Source organism: Brevundimonas subvibrioides ATCC 15264, assembly GCF_000144605.1.
GTDB classification, from domain to species: domain Bacteria; phylum Pseudomonadota; class Alphaproteobacteria; order Caulobacterales; family Caulobacteraceae; genus Brevundimonas; species Brevundimonas subvibrioides.
Genome location: NC_014375.1, coordinates 1,217,958 through 1,233,238 on the forward strand (window position 1 = coordinate 1,217,958; position 15,281 = coordinate 1,233,238).

The window sequence follows — 15,281 nt, forward strand, 5'->3', positions numbered from 1 at the left end:
TTCACCGCTCGTTAACCACGATCCCGCATCCCTCTTTCGATGCGCAACCTGGTCGCCGCCGTCGAAGCCATCGATCCGCTGGTCGTCACCGGCAAGGTCGCGGGCGTGTCCGGGCTGCTGATCGAGGCCAAGGGCGGGCTCAGCCGGCTGGCCGTCGGGGCCCGGGCCGAGATCGGGCGGCGGGGGACGACGCCGCTGCCTGCCGAGGTCGTAGGCTTCCGCGATTCCAAGGCCCTGCTGATGCCGTTCGGGCCGGTCGAGGGCGTGGCCCCGGGGGCCGACATCCACATCATCGGCCAGGCGGCCGCCGTCTATCCGACCACGGCCTGGCTGGGCCGGATCATCGACGCCTTCGGCCAGCCGATCGACGGCAAGGGACCGCTGCCCCAGGGGCCTGCCCCCTATCCGCTGCGCGCGGCTCCACCCGCGGCCCACTCGCGCGGCCGGGTGGGCGAAAGGCTGGATCTGGGCGTGCGGTCCATGGACGTCTTCACCACCACCTGCCGGGGCCAGCGGCTGGGCATCTTTGCGGGATCGGGCGTCGGAAAGTCCGTGTTGCTGTCGATGCTGGCGCGCCAGGCAACCTGCGATGCCGTGGTCGTCGGACTGATCGGCGAACGGGGCCGCGAGGTCCGCGAGTTCATCGAGGAGACCCTGGGCGAGGAGGGGCTGCGGCGCGCCATCGTGGTCGTGGCGACCTCGGACGAGCCGGCGCTGAAGCGGCGCCAGGCGGCCTATATGACCATGGCGATCTCGGAATACCTGCGCGATCAGGATCTGGAGGTGCTGTGCCTGATGGACTCGGTGACGCGTTTCGCCATGGCCCAGCGCGAGATCGGGCTGGCGGCGGGCGAACCGCCGACCACCAAGGGCTATACCCCGACCGTCTTTTCCGAACTGCCCAAGCTGCTGGAGCGGGCCGGCCCCGGTCCGATCCGGCCGGATGGCACGACGGCGGCGCCGATCACGGCGATGTTCACCGTGCTGGTGGACGGCGGCGACCACGACGAGCCGATCGCCGATGCCGTGCGCGGGATCCTGGACGGCCATATCGTGATGGATCGCAAGATCGCCGAGCGCGGCCGCTTCCCCGCCATCGACGTGCTGAAGTCCGTCAGCCGCACCCTGCCGGGCTGTCAGACGCCGCCGGAGCGCGAGCTGAACCGGCGGGCCCGCCAGTGCCTGAGCGCCTATTCCAGCATGGAGGAACTGATCAAGATCGGGGCCTACCGCGCCGGGGCCGACCCCATCACCGACCGCGCCATCGCCCTCAATCCGGCGCTGGAAGCCTTCCTCGGCCAGGACAAGGACGACGTCACGCGGATGGCCGATTCCTTCAACCGGTTGGAAAGCATTCTGAACCAAGGTCTGCTGCAGTGACCGGAGACTATCGATGACCGCCTGGGCCCATTCCCTGATCCGTATCTCCAACTACGAGGTCGAGACGCTGCAGAAGCGCCTGGCCGAGATCACCTCCAAGAAGGCGTCGGCCGAGATGCGGCTGGCTGTGCTGGAGGCCGAGGCCGAGGTCGAGCGCGAGCGCGCCCGCATGGACGCCGAGGCCGGCATGATGCTGCAGGCCTATCTGGCCGGCTGGAAGGCCAGGAAGGGCGCCGCCGAGGGCGACCTGGTCACGCTGGACGCCGAGGAGGAGGGGGCTCGCGACGCCCTGACCGGCGCCTATTCCGAGCTGAAGAAATTCGAGCACGTCGCCGAGACTACCCGCCTCAACGCCCTCATCGCCGCCGGCAAGCGCGAGACGGCGGCGTTCGACGAGATGGGTCTGAGGAAGCGGGCCGGGTGATCGACCGGCGAGCCCTTCTCGCCTCCTCCCTCGCCCTGGCCGCCTGCGGGAAGACCGAGGCCGCGTCGGCGATCGACGCCACGCCCCTGAAATCCATCGCGCCTTTCCCCATCGGGACGGCCGCCATGAGCGGTCAGTTCGACGATCCGGCCTGGGTGACCCTGGCCCTGACGCACGTCTCCCAGCTCACGCCGGAGTGGGAGATGAAGATGGAGTACATCCTGTCGGAGACCGGCGACTATCGCTGGGACGCCCCCGACCGGATCGCCGACTTCTGCACCGCCCATGAGCTTCGACTCTTCGGCACCACCCTGATCTGGTACTCCCAGGACAGTGCCTTCTTCCGGTCGCTGGACCCCGCGCGGTTCCGGCGCGAGTACGACCGCTATATCGCCGAGGTCGCCGGACGTTACCGCGGCCGGGCCACGGGCTGGGACGTCGTCAACGAGGCGGTGGCCGAGGACGGCAACGGCCTGCGGTCCTGCCTGTGGTCCGACGCCCTGGGGCAGGAAGGCTATATCGCCCGCGCGTTCGAGCAGGCGAAGATCGCCGATCCGGACGCGGTCCTGTTCCTGAACGACTACAATCTGGAGAACAATCCGGTGAAGGGCGCGACCTTCCTGCGGCTAATCGAGCGTCTGCTGAAGGCGGGCGTCCCCGTCGGCGGCATCGGCACCCAGTCGCACCTCGACATCGAGATCCCCGCCGACCAGACCCGCGCCTTTTTCCGCGAGGCCGCGCAGTTCGGCCTGCCGATCCATGTGTCGGAGCTGGACGCATCCCTGCGTGCTGAGGGCCGCATCGACACCCGCTCGCCCCGCCAGAAGATCGACCAGCAGACCGCCCGCGTCACGGAACTGACCGAGGCCTTCGTGTCCCTGCCGCCGGCCCAGCGGTTCGCCTTCACCGTCTGGGGGATGCGCGACACCGACAGCTGGCTGCGGCGCGATGCGCGCGACGACGGCAAGGACAGCCCCCTGCTGTTCGATGCCGGCGGCCTGCCGAACCCGATGTTCGCCGCGGTGGCCGGGGCGATCCGGCCCGCCTAGATCACGGCCGTGACGAGGCCGAGTTCGACGGCCTCGGCGGCCTCGATGTACCAGTTCGCGGGCGCGCGGCGCTCCAGTTCCTCGAGGCTCACCGACGACCCGACGATCAGGTTCTGGAACCCCTCGCGCTGGATCTGGATGGAATGTTCCAGCTCGTGCAGCATGGCCGTCACCGTGGCGACGCAGCTGGTCAGCGGGCCCTTGATGTCGAGGATCTTGTCCATCTTGCGCTCGTGGATCATCAACCGCGTGCCGCGGGTCAGATACCGGTTTTCCGGGGCGAAGAAGCTCATCAGCGTCGCGCCCGCCGAATAGACGATGGCCTTGCCCAGGAAGACGAACCGGCGCTCCTGGTTCATGTCCGACTGGAAGCGGATGTCCTCGCCCATCATCCGCGCGACCTCCGGATCCCCGCCCAGGGTCGACAGCTCCACGACGATCAGCCCCGTGGCCGGTGCCTGGTCCAGCTGCGCGCGGAAGTTCCAGTACATGGCGTAGTCGACGTCTCCGCCCAGCAGGATGGCGGGCCGGGCGAAGTCGCGGGCGGTCAGGTCGGGCATGGGCGGCATCAAAGTGGCTGTGGGCTGCTGTCAGCGCGGGCCGGGCCGGGCGGTTCCGTGCTGCGACACCTTTTCACCCCATTTTTCAATGGTCTCGCTTGAAGGTTGCGCGCGGGCGTCGCATCTCAGGCGCGATGATCGACAAGGACCAGAAGAACGCCATTCTCGCCGCCGAGGCCGAGTTCGAGCGCAAGGAAAACCTCGCCCGGGCCCTGGCCGAGTCGGGTGTCACCCTGATCGGCAAGATCACCAGCGGGCCGCCGGTCGGCCGCGCGCCCGAGGCGCTCGTAACCGACGGCGAGTGAGCGGAGGGACGCGCCTGGACGCGGGCATTGCGCCTGAAGCGTCGTCTCATCATCTCTGACAGGCGGACCGGGCCAATCGGCCTGCGAAGGGAGCGATCATGATGAAGGCGCTTGTGGGGATGGGGGCGGCCCTGATGTCGGCCGCCTGCTCAACGGTGGGTGTGCGCACCGGGACGGAGGAACCGTCGTACCAGGTGGTGAGCCGCGTCGACGATCTGGAGGTTCGGCGCTACGGCGACAGGATCGCGGCCCAGACGGTCGTCTCCGGCGACGACGGCGCAGCCCGCAATCGCGGCTTCCAGAGGCTGGCCGGATATATCTTCGGCGGCAATGCGACCCGGGCCTCGATCGCCATGACGGCCCCGGTCGCCCAGGCCAGTGCGCCCGGCTCGGAAAAGATCGCCATGACCGCCCCTGTGGCCCAGATGCCGGCCGGACCGGATCGCTGGACCATTCAGTTCTTCATGCCGGCAGAATACGCGCTGGCCGATCTGCCCGTTCCCAATGACCCGACGGTGCAACTGGTCGCGGTTCCCGGAGAGACCTTCGCCGTGCTGCGCTTCAGCGGCGTGGGATCGACCGGCGCGGTTGAGGCCCACAAGCAGACTCTGATGACACAGCTGGCACCGGGCCCGTGGCGGGCGGTCGCCGAACCGGTCGTCTGGTTCTACGACCCGCCCTGGACGCTGCCGCCGCTCCGGCGCAACGAGGTGGCCGTCAGGGTCGAGCCCAGATAGGCCATCTCCGGACGCCGGGATCGCGAACAGCAAAACGCCCGCCGGTTTCCCGGCGGGCGTCTGAATGTCTAGCCGTCCTCGCCCTTTCAGGCGGCGGCGCTGACCGGGGAGGGCATGGTGCTTTCCGACGGATCGCGCAGGACGTAGCCGCGGCCCCAGACGGTCTCGATGTAGTGCTTGCCGCCGGCGGCCGTGGCCAGCTTCTTGCGCAGCTTGCAGATGAAGACGTCGATGATCTTCAGCTCGGGCTCGTCCATGCCGCCGTACAGGTGGTTCAGGAACATTTCCTTGGTCAGGGTCGTGCCCTTGCGGAGCGAGAGCAGCTCCAGCATCTGGTATTCCTTGCCCGTCAGGTGGACGCGGTGGCCGTGCACCTCGACCGTCTTGCCGTCCAGGTTCACGGCGATCTCGCCGGTGTGGATGATGGCCTGGGCGTGACCCTTGGAGCGACGGACCACGGCGTGGGTGCGCGCGATCAGCTCGTCCTTGTGGAAGGGCTTGGTCATGTAGTCGTCGGCGCCGCCGCCGAAGGTCTTCACCTTGGTCTCGATCTCGGTCGAGCCCGACAGGATCATGACGGGGGTGTTGATCTTGCCGACGCGCAGCTGGCGCAGGACTTCCAGACCGCTCATGTCCGGCAGGTTCAGGTCCAGCATGATCATGTCGTAGTCATAGATCTTGCCCAGATCGATGCCTTCTTCGCCCAGGTCGGTCGTGTAGACGTTGAAGCCTTCCGACTTCAGCATAAGCTCGATGCTCTGCGCGGTCGCGTGATCATCTTCGATAAGCAGAACGCGCATTCGAGCCCCTCCAGGCTAAGCTTGACCATTTGGCCCGGTTTAACAGTTCCGGGTAACCTTGTTCGAGAGTTAACCGGCCAAAACCTTAAGAACCGTTAACAGCACCCCATGAAGGCGAATCTAGGCTGATTTGCGATTCGGCGTCGAGAGTCCGCGAGTCAACGATTCGAATTATTTTGGAAGGGTTCGATGCCCGCCGGACCCTGCGACCGATCCTGACGTAACGTAGGACTAAGTTCCTAGATTCGGAAGGGTGGCCATACCCTGACCAGGCAGGGGAGATCATCATGCGGAGCGGGTATCGCGTCGTCGTGTCGGAGCAGGACCGCAAGCGGGCCGATCTGGTCATCCAGATCGTCGCCCTGCGGTTCGGGGTGCCCGTGGCGGCGATCACCCACGAGACGCGGCCGGCGCCCAAGGCCCTTCGGGCGCGTCGCGTGGCGATGTACCTGGCCTATGTGTCGTTCGGCTGGGCGCAGGAGCGGGTCGGGCATGTCTTCGCGGTCAACCGCCAGACCGCCTCGACGGCCTGTCGCCGGATCGAGGACGCGCGGGACAACGCCGAACTGAATGCCCTGCTCGACGAGCTGGAGGGGGCCATCCACGCCATCGTGGGCGAGCCGGAGCCCGACACGGACGCACCGGGCGCGACGGTGGCGGCATGAGCGGCGGGCGTCAGGAGACGGTCTCCGGGGACTCGGCTCTGGTGGCGCGGGCCCGGCGGATCCTCGCCCGGCCCGGGGCCTGGCTGGGCGAGATCGCGCCCGGTCGATACGGGCTGCGGCTGACGGCGGATCGCCGGACGCGGCCGATCCTGATGCTGGAGGAAGCCGCCTTCCGGGCTCTGGTCGAGGTCCCGGGCCTGCGTGCGCGTCCGGGCGGCGGCTGGACCGCGCGACGGGTGCAGGCCGCCCCGACCCCCGCCCCGCCGGCGGTGCCCGGCCGGATCGTGGGCGAACGCGCCGTGATGGCGACGGACGGTCGCCTGCTGACCTTCCGGGCGAACCTCACCGAAAGCCCCATCGCCTGGCTGGCGCGGCGCAAGGATTCGGAGGGCCGGCCCTGGCTGTCTCCGGCCGAGCTGGCGGCGGCCCTGCGCCTGAGGGCGGACGCGGAACTGGCGAGATCGGGCCCGTCGCTGACCATGCGATGGGACGCCCTGCCGCGCGCGCGCGGGGGCTCGGCGGCGAGGATGGAGCCCGGCGACCGCGTCCTGGCGGCCGGCGGCCGCGTGGCCCGGGCGCTGGACGCCTGCGGGCCCCGCTGCCGCGCCTTCGTCGAACAGGCCTGTATCCACGACACGGCGCTGCAGGCGGCCGAACGCGCGCTGGGCGTGCCGCGGCGGGAAGGCAAGTGGCTGCTGAAGGCGGGTCTGCAGGCGCTGGCGAAGCACTACGGGATCGGGTGACGCCGCCGCTCTGTCGGCCTCCGCACCGACAGGTTTCGACGGTTGCGCCTGACGGCCTGGAGTGGTCTGCCGATCCTGGCTGCTCTTTCAACGCTGAACCGAAGGCCCGCCCCATGAAGTCCGCCGTCGTTGCACTTCTCATTGTCGCGGCCGGAGCCTCCGCGTCCGCATGCGGACAGGCCGATCAGACGGCTGACCCGTCGTCGGCAGGATCGGCGCAGGTCGCCCCGGCAAACGAGGTCGACGCCGCGTCGCCGGGCCAGGCCCAAGAGATGGAAGAGATTCAGCAGCAGGAGCTGGCGGCCCAGAGGGCGCGCGCGGCCGCCGATCCCGTGGCCGGCGTGATCGAGCGCGCCGAAATCTGCATCCATTTTGGCGGCGAGGAGCCCTTCGACGACGCACGCCGGGCCCAGATCGACCAGGCGTTCGAAGACAACCGGTGCGACACGGTCGTCGCCGATGGCGACGCGCTGAAAGCCCGGCGCCCGCAGGATGCCGCCAGGATCGAGGCGGCGATCGCGGACCTGGGGCCCTAGGCCGCCGCCGAGCCGCGACGCATGCGCCAGAACCGCAGGGTCCGCATGGCGGCCTCGCGGGTCAGGTCGGCGTAGAGTTTGGCATAGCCGTGGGCCTTGCCCATGGCATTATCCTCGGACCCCAGAATGACCACGGCGAAAGTCAGGAACAGGGCGCGGTCCAGGTCTGCCGCCTTGCAGATGACCGACAGGGCGTCCAGCTCGCGGCGCTCGACGATCTGGCTGGCGGTATGGAAATCCACATCGGCCAGCTGGGCCAGGGCGATCAGGAAGGACGTCCTGGAGCCGGAGCGCAGGAAGCGGGCCAGCATGGTCGGCGTCAGCTGGTTGGCGGCCTTCAGCTCCTCGACATAGGCCAGGCATTCCGAATAGTCGGCGGGCAGGGCCCCGTCGTTGGACGCGACCCGGGCGCGACCGGCGGCCAGGGCGCTCTCCAGCAGCACCGGGTCCATGGCGGCATTCTGTTCCAGGATGCGCTGACGCAAACGCGCCTCGACCACGAAATACATGTCGTTCAGCAGGTCGGCCGGCAGGGCCTGACGCTCGACCGTGGGGGCGTGCAGCGCGGGGTTCGACTTCGCCCGCTCGACGGCGGTCTCCGACGCCGCGCGCGACAGGATGGCGCCGTCGTTCCGCAGCAGGGTGCCCAGGGTCACGTCGTCGCCGCGTTCGACGATGACGTCGGACACGGCCTCGGACACGCTGGCGCGTTCGGAGACGGCGCGCAGATGGCCCTGTCCCTTGGAGCGCACGACGCCCAGCAGGTCGTCGTCGGTCAGGACGGTGGACGCGCGCAGCACCGCGTCGGCCACGGCGACCTCGTCATTGGCCAGTCGCCGGATCAGACCGCGCGGCGCGTCGGGCGACAGGGCGAACCGGGCCGACAGTTCGGCGCGGACGGCGGTCTCCATCTCGGCGGTCAGGTCGGTCAGGACGGAATCGTACAGGGCGTCCTCGCCCGCCGTGCGGACGGCGCCCCCGAAGAAATGGTCGGTCAGTTCGCGCAGGAGGGCGCGGCGCTTTTCGCTGGACGTCTCCTGCGCCAGGGCGATCAGGTCAGGCAGGCGCGAGCCGATATCGGCGGGAGCGGGCGGGGTCAGGGTCTCGCTCATGGGCGTTCGGGATCGTCGCTGCGGACGGGCGCGCGCAGGCGGCCCTGGGCGTCGCGCTGGGGCACCTGGGTCTCCGGCGGTTCGGCCAGATCCAGCGCAACACTGTCGAAGAAGACGGCTTCGGGCAGGGGCGTGCGGTCGGGCGTGCGGCCGGCGTCGCGGTGGACCGAATAGTAGCGGCTGCTCTGCTGGCCCGGCTGGGCCTCCGTCGGCGCGGCGGCCTCGGCATAGACCTGGGGCGCGGGCTGGGCGGCCCCGACAGCCGGTGGGGTGGGGCCTTGCGGCCGCAGGCGGAAGATCAGGGCGTCGGCGCGCGGGGCCATGGGATCGGCGACGGTGGCCGGCGCGGGCTGGACGGGCACAGCCGCGGTCATCGGCGGGGCGTCGGCGTCGGACATGAAGTCCGCCGCCTGGAGCCGGCGGGGGGATGGTGGCGGGCTCGGCTGGGCCGCCACGACCGGGGCCGGAGCCATGACCGGAGGCAGGGCAGGGGCCATGACGGGGGCTGTCATCTCGCGGGTATAGGCCAGGGGATCGGGCGATCCGGGGGCGAAGCCGGACACCGGCTGCGGACCCAGCCAGGCGCTGGCGGGGGTCAGGCCGCGCGAGGCGGGCTGGAACGTGGGCGCGGGCTGCATCATTGGACGCGAGACCGCCTGGCTGGGGGCCACACGGCGCGGGATCATGCCGCTGCGGGCCTGGGCCTGGGCCTGCGCCTGGGCCTCGACAGCGGCACCGGCGGCGACATCGGCGGGGGTGGTGTTGGCGGGGCGACCGGCCCAGGACATGTAGCGCGGACCTGCGGCCGTCTGGGCCTGTGCGGCAGCGGCCAGCCCGCAGGCGACAGCGGCGGTCGACAGCAGGATCACGGCTTTTGATGCGCGGGTCGACAAGGGCGCGGCTCCGGTGGATCGTTCCGGCGAAGCCTAGGTCGGCGCGGCTTAACCCCGCGCTAACGCCCGATAAAGGTTCAGGACAGGGCCTTGAGAATCCGTCGCTGGATCGTGGTGGTGACGGCGTTGAGGGCTAGCCCCATGGCGGCCAGGCAGAGCAGGGCGGCCAGCAGGTCGGGCGTGCGCAGCCGGTTGCCGGCCTCCAGCAGACGCCAGGCGAGACCTTGCGTCGCCCCCGATCCGGAGACGAACTCGGCCACCACGGCCCCCACGATGGACAGCCCCGCCGCGACCCGGATCCCCTCCAGCATGAACGGAAGCGCGGACGGCAGACGCAGCCGCCACAGCCGCTGCAGGGCCGAGGCCCCGTGCAGGTCGAACAGCCGCTCCAGATCGGGATCCGCGGACTTCAGGCCGGTCAGCACACCGGAGAAGACCGGGAAGAAGGCGACGGCCGCGGCGAGCGCGGTCACGGCCCGGTCGGCGTGGTCGAGGCCCGCCCAGATCAGCACGAGGGGGGCGATGGCCACGACGGGCGTGACCTGCAGCGTGACCGCCAGCGGGGCCACGGCGCGTTCGGCGGTGGAACTCAGCGAGACCGCGACGGCGAGGCCGCCGCCGAGGACCACGGCGACCATCAGGGCCTTGAACGCCATCCAGAAGGTCTGCGCCGCCGATCCGGCAAGGACCGGGGCATTGTCAATCAGGGCCAGCACCACCGCGCTGGGCGGCGGCAGGAAATAGACGGGCACCTCCATCAGGCGGCAGGCGGCCTCCCAGACGGCCAGCAGCAGCGCGATCAGCAGGAGGGCGGGCAGGGCGTCGGTCAGCCGCTTCATGCCGCGACCCGCATCGACGCGGCCAGAGCCTCGGCGACGGTCTCGACGGCCGTGCGGTAGGCGGGGTCGGCGCGCCAGCCCTCGGGGCGGGGCAGGGGGCCGGGCATGGCGACATCGCCGACGGCGCGGCCGTCCGCGGCCGACAGGACGACGACGCGGCTGGCCAGATAGGCGGCCTCCTCCACATCGTGGGTGACGAAGACCATGGCGATTGAGCGGGTCGTGGCGATGCGGTGCAGGTCCTCGATCAGGCCCCGGCGGGTGATGGAGTCGAGCGCCGCGAACGGCTCGTCCAGCAGCAGCAGGTCGGGCTCGACCGCGAGGGCGCGGGCGAGGGAGACGCGCATGGCCATGCCACCGGACAGCTGACGCGGCCGGGCGGTGGTGCGCTCGCCCAGACCGACGGCGGCCAGGGCGACATCGGCGCGGCGGCGGGCCTCAGGGGCGGGCACACCGGACAGTTCCAGCGGCAGGGCGACGTTGGTGCGGGCATCGGCCCAGGGCATCAGGGTCGGGCTCTGGAAGACGAAGGCGGTGCGGGTGCCGGCGGGCCGCTCGACCCGGCCGGAGGCGGGGCGTTCCAGTCCGGCCAGCAGCCGCAGCGCCGTCGACTTGCCCGCGCCGGAGGCTCCGACGAGGGCGAGAATCTCGCCGGAAGCGACCGTCAGGTCGAGGGGGCCGAGGGCGGGGCGGCCGGGGTACTGGACAACGGCCCCGGAGAGGCCCGCGACCGCCGCTTCACCCACGGCCGGGCAGGAAGTTGTCGGTGAAGGCGTCGCGCCAGTTCAGGTTCGGGGGATAGACGCCCGCCTGGCTGGTGACGTCGAAGAAGGCCTTCCAGCGCTCCTCGGTCATGGCCCCGAGGCCATAGAGGGCGGCGTCGCCCGCATCGACGATGCCGTATTCGCTCAGCTTGGCGCGGGCCTGGTCCAGGATGTCCTGGGTCATGTCGGGGTTGGCGGTCCGGATCAGGGCATCGGCCGGCTTGGGATCGCCACGCATATAGTCGCGCCAGCCCTCGGCCGAGGCGGCGATGAAGCTGCGGAGCGCCGCGGCGTTGTCCCGGGCGAAGCCGTCGGGCGACAGGACCATGGTAGCGTAGGAGGGATAGCCCTCGTCGGCCAGGAGGAAGACGCGCGGTTCGAACCCGGCCGTCTTCTCGATCGTGTAGGGCTCGGAGGTCAGATAGCCCTGCTGGACGGCCCTTTCGTCGGCGATGAAGGGGGCGGGATTGAAGTTGTATTTCCGGACCTGGTCGTCGGTGAAACCGTAGCGGGCCTTCAGCCAGACCCAGAAGGCGGTGATCGAGGCGTCGGCCAGCAGGAAGGGGCGGCCCGCCAGATCGGCGATGCCGGTCAGGGCGTCGTCGGGGTGGGCGATCAGGACCTGGGGGTCCTTCTGGAAGAAGGCGGCGACGGCCTTCACCGGAGCGCCCTCGGCGACCAGGTTCAGGGGGATGAAGGAGTTGGACCCCATGCCCAGCTCGACCGCGCCGGCGGCCAGCAGCTGGGGCACGTTCACGCCCGGGCCGCCCTGGATGATCTCCACGTTCAGATTGCGCCGCGCGTAGGCCCCCGACGCCAGGGCCTGGTAGAAGCCGCCATGCTCGGCCTGGGCGCGCCAGTCGGTGGCGAAACGGATCCGGACCCGGCCCTGGTCGTCGACGGGAGCCTCGGAACTGCCGCACGACGCCAGCCCCATGGCGGTGACGGCGACGCCCCCCGCCAGGACGAGACGGCGGCTGACGACGGGTTGAGTCGCGCAAGGCTTCATGCGCGGCAAACTAGGGCGATGACGGAGGGATGGGAAGCGGAGCGTCGCCGCAGGGAAACACCGCGAAACGGGGCTCAAGCCGTGAGCGACCGCGTTGCGAGCGGTAGCGACACCCCGGAATTGAGCGAGGGGACGCAAGTCCGGACGAACCGGTGCTTACGTCCCCCCACCAAGTCCGGGTTGGGACTTGGCCATTGAGGTTTCGGACCCTGGCGTCAGCGCCGGCGGGCGAACCCGGCGACGGTCGGCTGTATCCTGGCGACCCCTGAACCCTGGCGTCTCGTCCGGGCTTTTGACCCTTCCGTAGTCCACAGTCCCGGTCCGGTTCCCCGCGACCTTTCCCGCCGAAGCGTTCCGTGTCGGGAGCCTGGACCCTGCCCGGTCTTTCCGCTGCCACCGAAGTGGGGTTGGAACCCTTGGTCAGAGAGCCGGACCGACCCGCTTGAAATCCCGGTCTCCCTGGATTTCCGCGCCGCCGTGTCCCTCGGCAAAATCAGGTTCGCTCCGATTTCCGGATGCGGCAAGCGGTGGATTCCCTGCCGCTGTGCAACATGGACCGTCGTTCGGTGGACAAGGCCGTTAACCTCTGTGGACGGATGAGATTACGGCTTTTCGATCAGCCATATGGCTTGTCCACAGAATCTCTTCAGCCGGCCATCGCCTCGCGCTTGGCTTCCAGCTCCAGCCATTCTTCTTCGGCGGCTTCCAGCTTGGCCCGGGCACCGTCCAGCGCCTTCATGGTGCTGGCGAAGCCCGAGGGGTCGCGGGCGTAGAAGTTGACGTCGGCGAGGGTCGCCTCGTGGGCGGCGATGTCGGCGGGCAGGGCGTGGATCAGGGCGTCCAGCTCCTTCAGCCGGTGCTGGTCCTTGAAGGAGAGCTTGCCGGGCCTGGTGGCCGGGGCCGCCGGTTGCGGGGCGGGCTCGGGGGCCTTGGGCGCGGGGGCGGAACCGGCGGCCTGGGGCTTCAGGAAGCCGGGGTTCTGGCGGATGAAGTCGGTCCAGCCGCCGGGCGTCTCGACGATGTCGCCGCGGCCGTTCATGCCGATGGTCGAGGTGGCCAGGCGGTCGACGAAGTCGCGGTCGTGGCTGACCAGGATCAGGGTGCCGTCATAGGCCTCGAGCAGCTCTTCCAGCTTGTCGAGCGTGTCCATGTCGAGGTCGTTGGTCGGTTCGTCGAGGACCAGCATGTTGGCGGGCTTGGCCAGGGCGATGGCCAGGAGCAGGCGGTTGCGCTCGCCACCCGACAGGGTCGAGATCGGCTGGCGCAGCTGGCCCTCCTGGAACAGGAAGTCCTTGGCGTAGGCGGCGACGTGCTTGGAGATGCCACGCACCAGGATGGAGTCGCCGCCGCCGGGGGTCAGGGCGTCCCACAGGGTCGTGTCGGACTTCAGACCGTCGCGGGACTGGTCGAGGTAGACGGTCTCGAGGCTGGCCCCCAGCTTGACCGTGCCTTCGGTCGGGGCGAGTTCGCCCAGCATGATCTTGACCAGGGTGGTCTTGCCGGCGCCGTTCGGGCCGACGATGGCGAGCCGGTCGCCGCGCAGGATGCGGCTGGTGAAGGGCTTGATGACCATGCGGTCGCCGAAGGATTTGGTGACGCCCTTCAGGTCGGCCACCAGCTTGCCGGAGGTGGAGCCGGAATCGACGCCGAGGTTCAGCTCGCGGGGGCGGTCCTTGGCCTGTTCGGCGCGTTCGGCGCGCAGGGCGTCGAGGGAGCGGGCGCGGCCCTCGTTCCTGCTGCGGCGGGCGGTGATCGAGCTGTAGAAGGTGGCGGTCTCGCGCTCGATCGTCTTGGTCAGCTTCTGGAAGGCGATGGCCTCCTCTTCCAGCTGTTTGGCGGCCCATTCGTCGAAATCGTCGAAGCCCTTGTTCAGGGTGCGGACGCGGCGGCCCTCCAGCCAGTGGCAGGACTGGGTCACGCGATTCAGGAAGGCGCGATCGTGGGAGACGATCAGGGCGGCGCATTTGGCGCTGATGATCTCGTTTTCCAGCAGTTCGATCGCCAGAATGTCCATGTGGTTGGTCGGCTCGTCCAGCAGGAGCAGGTCGGGCTCCTCGGCGAAGGCCTTGGCCAGGGCGGCGCGGCGGATCTCGCCGCCCGACAGGCCCTTGGTGGACTTGTTCGGGTCCATGCCGAAGGTCTCGAGCCAGGCCTCGGCGGTCCAGCTCTCGGCGTCGTTGGAGGTGGCGTAGTCCAGCAGGGTGTCGCCCGCGATCAGCGGCTCCTGCGGCACATAGGCGAAGCGCACCGAACCCTGGATCGAGCGCGTGCCTGAGTCGGGTTCGATCAGCCCCATGACCATCTTCATCAGGGTCGACTTGCCGGCCCCGTTGCGGCCGACGAGGCAGGAGCGGGTGCGGGGCTCGATGGCCAGGTCGACGCCCTCGAACAGGGGCCGGGTGCCGTCCTGCAGACGGACGTCTTTCAGGGCGACGAGAGGGGGTCTCGGAGAAGAGCGGGGAGCCATGGAATACCTAAATCCTCACTCGCGAAGCGGGGGAGGGGGACCGCGCGAAGCGTGGTGGAGGGGGCGGAAGCGGCGTTGATCTAGGGTATTTGAGGCCGACTTGCCAGACGTGTCGCCACGACGTGCCAGATGTAGTCTGCGGCTTCGTCAGCATTTTGAAGGACCGAGGCGGCCGGAAGGCGAAGGACCTCGATGCCCTAAGCGTTCAGCCAGGCGGTTCGACGGGCGTCCCTGTCCGGATTGTCATCAAGGGAGTGGATCTGGCCGTCGATCTCGACCGCCAGCTTCAGGGCGGAGCAATAGAAGTCGAGGACGAACGGTCCAACGGCGTGCTGACGCCGGAAGTTCGGCCTGCCGTGAATACGCTGGCGAAGGCGAAGCCACATGGCGGCTTCGGGGGGTGTCATATCCTTACGGAGACTTCTTGCGCGTTTCTGGGTAAGGACAGGCGCTCTCATGATTGAAATCTCGCACGCTTCCGCCCCCTCCACCACGCTTCGCGCGGTCCCCCTCCCCCGCGAAGTGGCGGGGGAGGAGTGATGGCATTCTGGCAGACCAAGCGTCTGGAGCAGATGACCCGTGCCGAATGGGAGAGCCTGTGCGACGGGTGCGGACTGTGCTGCCTGATCCGGTTCGAGGACGAGGATACGGGCGAGGTGTTCCCGACCAAGGTCCATTGCAAGCTGTTCGACGGGCAGAAATGCGCCTGCACCGATTATGCGAATCGGAAGGATCATGTGCCGGATTGCATCAAGCTGACGCCGTGGAACATCGAGGCGCTGGGATGGATGCCGCTGTCGTGCGCCTATCGCCGATTGCATGAAGGAAGAGGGCTTGCGAACTGGCATCCCCTGATTTCGGGCGATCCGGAGACCGTGCACACGGCAGGCGTGTCGATCCGCGGACAGACCATCAGCGAACTGGATCTGGCCCGGCCCGAGGACGCGGTCGAGTACGAGGCGATCGAGTGGCTGGAGGAGCGCGGTTGAAACCGATTA

General features: G+C 69.3%; 18 protein-coding genes. 9 read left to right on the forward strand and 9 right to left on the reverse strand.

The annotated features are described in order from the left end of the window. Nucleotides 1–39: 39 nt before the first annotated feature. The 3 genes from fliI to BRESU_RS06005 are packed head-to-tail and all read left to right on the forward strand — an operon-like array spanning nucleotide 40 to nucleotide 2,853. A complete protein-coding gene (fliI, locus tag BRESU_RS05995; RefSeq protein ID WP_013268622.1) occupies nucleotides 40–1,380 on the forward strand; it encodes a flagellar protein export ATPase FliI in 1,341 nt (446 codons plus the stop codon). A 13-nt stretch (nucleotides 1,381–1,393) separates the two neighbouring features. Beyond that, a complete protein-coding gene (locus BRESU_RS06000; protein ID WP_013268623.1) occupies nucleotides 1,394–1,804 on the forward strand; it encodes a flagellar FliJ family protein in 411 nt (136 codons plus the stop codon). Continuing rightward, the gene (locus BRESU_RS06005) at nucleotides 1,801–2,853 is read left to right on the forward strand and encodes an endo-1,4-beta-xylanase (RefSeq protein ID WP_013268624.1); all 1,053 of its coding nucleotides are present in this window, start codon (nucleotides 1,801–1,803) and stop codon (nucleotides 2,851–2,853) included. The genes BRESU_RS06000 and BRESU_RS06005 overlap by 4 nt, the downstream gene beginning before the upstream one ends. Here the strand turns inward: BRESU_RS06005 and BRESU_RS06010 are convergent. Next, a complete protein-coding gene (locus tag BRESU_RS06010) occupies nucleotides 2,850–3,413 on the reverse strand; it encodes an ATP-dependent Clp protease proteolytic subunit (RefSeq protein WP_041761353.1) in 564 nt (187 codons plus the stop codon). The two genes, BRESU_RS06005 and BRESU_RS06010, sit on opposite strands and share 4 nt — an antisense overlap. A 134-nt stretch (nucleotides 3,414–3,547) precedes the next feature. On the opposite strand from BRESU_RS06010, the gene BRESU_RS17330 reads away from it, so the two are divergent. Both BRESU_RS17330 and BRESU_RS06015 read left to right on the forward strand, forming a co-directional pair. Then, entirely contained in the window at nucleotides 3,548–3,718 is a 171-nt protein-coding gene (locus tag BRESU_RS17330; RefSeq protein ID WP_013268626.1) for a hypothetical protein, read from the forward strand. Nucleotides 3,719–3,816: 98 nt separating this feature from the next. Then, a complete protein-coding gene (locus tag BRESU_RS06015) occupies nucleotides 3,817–4,455 on the forward strand; it encodes an SOUL family heme-binding protein (protein WP_013268627.1) in 639 nt (212 codons plus the stop codon). A gap of 86 nt (nucleotides 4,456–4,541) precedes the next feature. Here BRESU_RS06015 and ctrA read toward each other — a convergent pair whose 3' ends face one another. Continuing rightward, nucleotides 4,542–5,255: a response regulator transcription factor CtrA gene (ctrA, locus tag BRESU_RS06020; protein WP_013268628.1), complete on the reverse strand. Its 714-nt coding sequence runs from the start codon at nucleotides 5,253–5,255 to the stop codon at nucleotides 4,542–4,544. 287 nt (nucleotides 5,256–5,542) lie between these two features. Here ctrA and BRESU_RS06025 point away from each other — a divergent pair, with 287 nt between their 5' ends. From BRESU_RS06025 to BRESU_RS06035, 3 genes are all read left to right on the forward strand, one after another. After that, nucleotides 5,543–5,920, forward strand: coding sequence for a helix-turn-helix domain-containing protein (locus tag BRESU_RS06025; protein WP_013268629.1), 378 nt, complete (start codon nucleotides 5,543–5,545; stop codon nucleotides 5,918–5,920). Beyond that, the gene (locus tag BRESU_RS06030) at nucleotides 5,917–6,663 is read left to right on the forward strand and encodes a DUF6456 domain-containing protein (protein WP_013268630.1); all 747 of its coding nucleotides are present in this window, start codon (nucleotides 5,917–5,919) and stop codon (nucleotides 6,661–6,663) included. The genes BRESU_RS06025 and BRESU_RS06030 overlap by 4 nt, the downstream gene beginning before the upstream one ends. Before the next feature lie 113 nt (nucleotides 6,664–6,776). Then, nucleotides 6,777–7,199 carry a hypothetical protein gene (locus BRESU_RS06035; protein WP_013268631.1) on the forward strand — a complete coding sequence of 141 codons (423 nt, stop codon included), beginning with the start codon at nucleotides 6,777–6,779 and terminating at the stop codon, nucleotides 7,197–7,199. On the opposite strand, the gene BRESU_RS06040 is transcribed toward BRESU_RS06035, so the two are convergent. The 7 genes from BRESU_RS06040 to BRESU_RS06070 all read right to left on the reverse strand — a co-directional run bounded on the left by BRESU_RS06040 (nucleotide 7,196) and on the right by BRESU_RS06070 (nucleotide 14,741). After that, nucleotides 7,196–8,311 (reverse strand): DUF2336 domain-containing protein, encoded by a 1,116-nt coding sequence (locus BRESU_RS06040; RefSeq protein WP_013268632.1) that lies wholly within the window; start codon nucleotides 8,309–8,311, stop codon nucleotides 7,196–7,198. The genes BRESU_RS06035 and BRESU_RS06040 overlap by 4 nt on opposite strands. After that, nucleotides 8,308–9,204, reverse strand: coding sequence for a hypothetical protein (locus BRESU_RS06045; RefSeq protein WP_013268633.1), 897 nt, complete (start codon nucleotides 9,202–9,204; stop codon nucleotides 8,308–8,310). The genes BRESU_RS06040 and BRESU_RS06045 overlap by 4 nt, the downstream gene beginning before the upstream one ends. 77 nt (nucleotides 9,205–9,281) lie before the next feature. Then, nucleotides 9,282–10,043 carry an ABC transporter permease gene (locus tag BRESU_RS06050; protein ID WP_013268634.1) on the reverse strand — a complete coding sequence of 254 codons (762 nt, stop codon included), beginning with the start codon at nucleotides 10,041–10,043 and terminating at the stop codon, nucleotides 9,282–9,284. After that, nucleotides 10,040–10,789: an ABC transporter ATP-binding protein gene (locus BRESU_RS06055; RefSeq protein ID WP_013268635.1), complete on the reverse strand. Its 750-nt coding sequence runs from the start codon at nucleotides 10,787–10,789 to the stop codon at nucleotides 10,040–10,042. The genes BRESU_RS06050 and BRESU_RS06055 overlap by 4 nt, the downstream gene beginning before the upstream one ends. Continuing rightward, complete coding sequence (locus BRESU_RS06060; RefSeq protein WP_013268636.1) at nucleotides 10,782–11,816, reverse strand: ABC transporter substrate-binding protein; 1,035 nt, start codon at nucleotides 11,814–11,816, stop codon at nucleotides 10,782–10,784. The genes BRESU_RS06055 and BRESU_RS06060 overlap by 8 nt, the downstream gene beginning before the upstream one ends. A 646-nt stretch (nucleotides 11,817–12,462) precedes the next feature. Further along, nucleotides 12,463–14,283: an ABC-F family ATP-binding cassette domain-containing protein gene (locus BRESU_RS06065; protein WP_013268637.1), complete on the reverse strand. Its 1,821-nt coding sequence runs from the start codon at nucleotides 14,281–14,283 to the stop codon at nucleotides 12,463–12,465. A 197-nt stretch (nucleotides 14,284–14,480) separates the two neighbouring features. Then, nucleotides 14,481–14,741 carry an endonuclease domain-containing protein gene (locus tag BRESU_RS06070; RefSeq protein ID WP_083777583.1) on the reverse strand — a complete coding sequence of 87 codons (261 nt, stop codon included), beginning with the start codon at nucleotides 14,739–14,741 and terminating at the stop codon, nucleotides 14,481–14,483. Nucleotides 14,742–14,822: 81 nt separating this feature from the next. On the opposite strand from BRESU_RS06070, the gene BRESU_RS06075 reads away from it, so the two are divergent. After that, complete coding sequence (locus tag BRESU_RS06075) at nucleotides 14,823–15,272, forward strand: YcgN family cysteine cluster protein (protein ID WP_013268639.1); 450 nt, start codon at nucleotides 14,823–14,825, stop codon at nucleotides 15,270–15,272. Nucleotides 15,273–15,281: the final 9 nt, after the last annotated feature.

Bases quoted from the DNA above. Each gene is read 5' to 3' on its own strand.
- fliI (WP_013268622.1), top strand. From the start codon at position 40: ATGCGCAACCTGGTCGCCGCCGTCGAAGCCATCGATCCGCTGGTCGTC.
- BRESU_RS06000 (WP_013268623.1), top strand. From the start codon at position 1,394: ATGACCGCCTGGGCCCATTCCCTGATCCGTATCTCCAACTACGAGGTC.
- BRESU_RS06010 (WP_041761353.1), bottom strand. From the start codon at position 3,413: ATGCCCGACCTGACCGCCCGCGACTTCGCCCGGCCCGCCATCCTGCTG.
- BRESU_RS17330 (WP_013268626.1), top strand. From the start codon at position 3,548: ATGATCGACAAGGACCAGAAGAACGCCATTCTCGCCGCCGAGGCCGAG.
- BRESU_RS06015 (WP_013268627.1), top strand. From the start codon at position 3,817: ATGATGAAGGCGCTTGTGGGGATGGGGGCGGCCCTGATGTCGGCCGCC.
- ctrA (WP_013268628.1), bottom strand. From the start codon at position 5,255: ATGCGCGTTCTGCTTATCGAAGATGATCACGCGACCGCGCAGAGCATC.
- BRESU_RS06025 (WP_013268629.1), top strand. From the start codon at position 5,543: ATGCGGAGCGGGTATCGCGTCGTCGTGTCGGAGCAGGACCGCAAGCGG.
- BRESU_RS06030 (WP_013268630.1), top strand. From the start codon at position 5,917: ATGAGCGGCGGGCGTCAGGAGACGGTCTCCGGGGACTCGGCTCTGGTG.
- BRESU_RS06035 (WP_013268631.1), top strand. From the start codon at position 6,777: ATGAAGTCCGCCGTCGTTGCACTTCTCATTGTCGCGGCCGGAGCCTCC.
- BRESU_RS06040 (WP_013268632.1), bottom strand. From the start codon at position 8,311: ATGAGCGAGACCCTGACCCCGCCCGCTCCCGCCGATATCGGCTCGCGC.
- BRESU_RS06050 (WP_013268634.1), bottom strand. From the start codon at position 10,043: ATGAAGCGGCTGACCGACGCCCTGCCCGCCCTCCTGCTGATCGCGCTG.
- BRESU_RS06060 (WP_013268636.1), bottom strand. From the start codon at position 11,816: ATGAAGCCTTGCGCGACTCAACCCGTCGTCAGCCGCCGTCTCGTCCTG.
- BRESU_RS06065 (WP_013268637.1), bottom strand. From the start codon at position 14,283: ATGGCTCCCCGCTCTTCTCCGAGACCCCCTCTCGTCGCCCTGAAAGAC.
- BRESU_RS06070 (WP_083777583.1), bottom strand. From the start codon at position 14,741: ATGAGAGCGCCTGTCCTTACCCAGAAACGCGCAAGAAGTCTCCGTAAG.
- BRESU_RS06075 (WP_013268639.1), top strand. From the start codon at position 14,823: ATGGCATTCTGGCAGACCAAGCGTCTGGAGCAGATGACCCGTGCCGAA.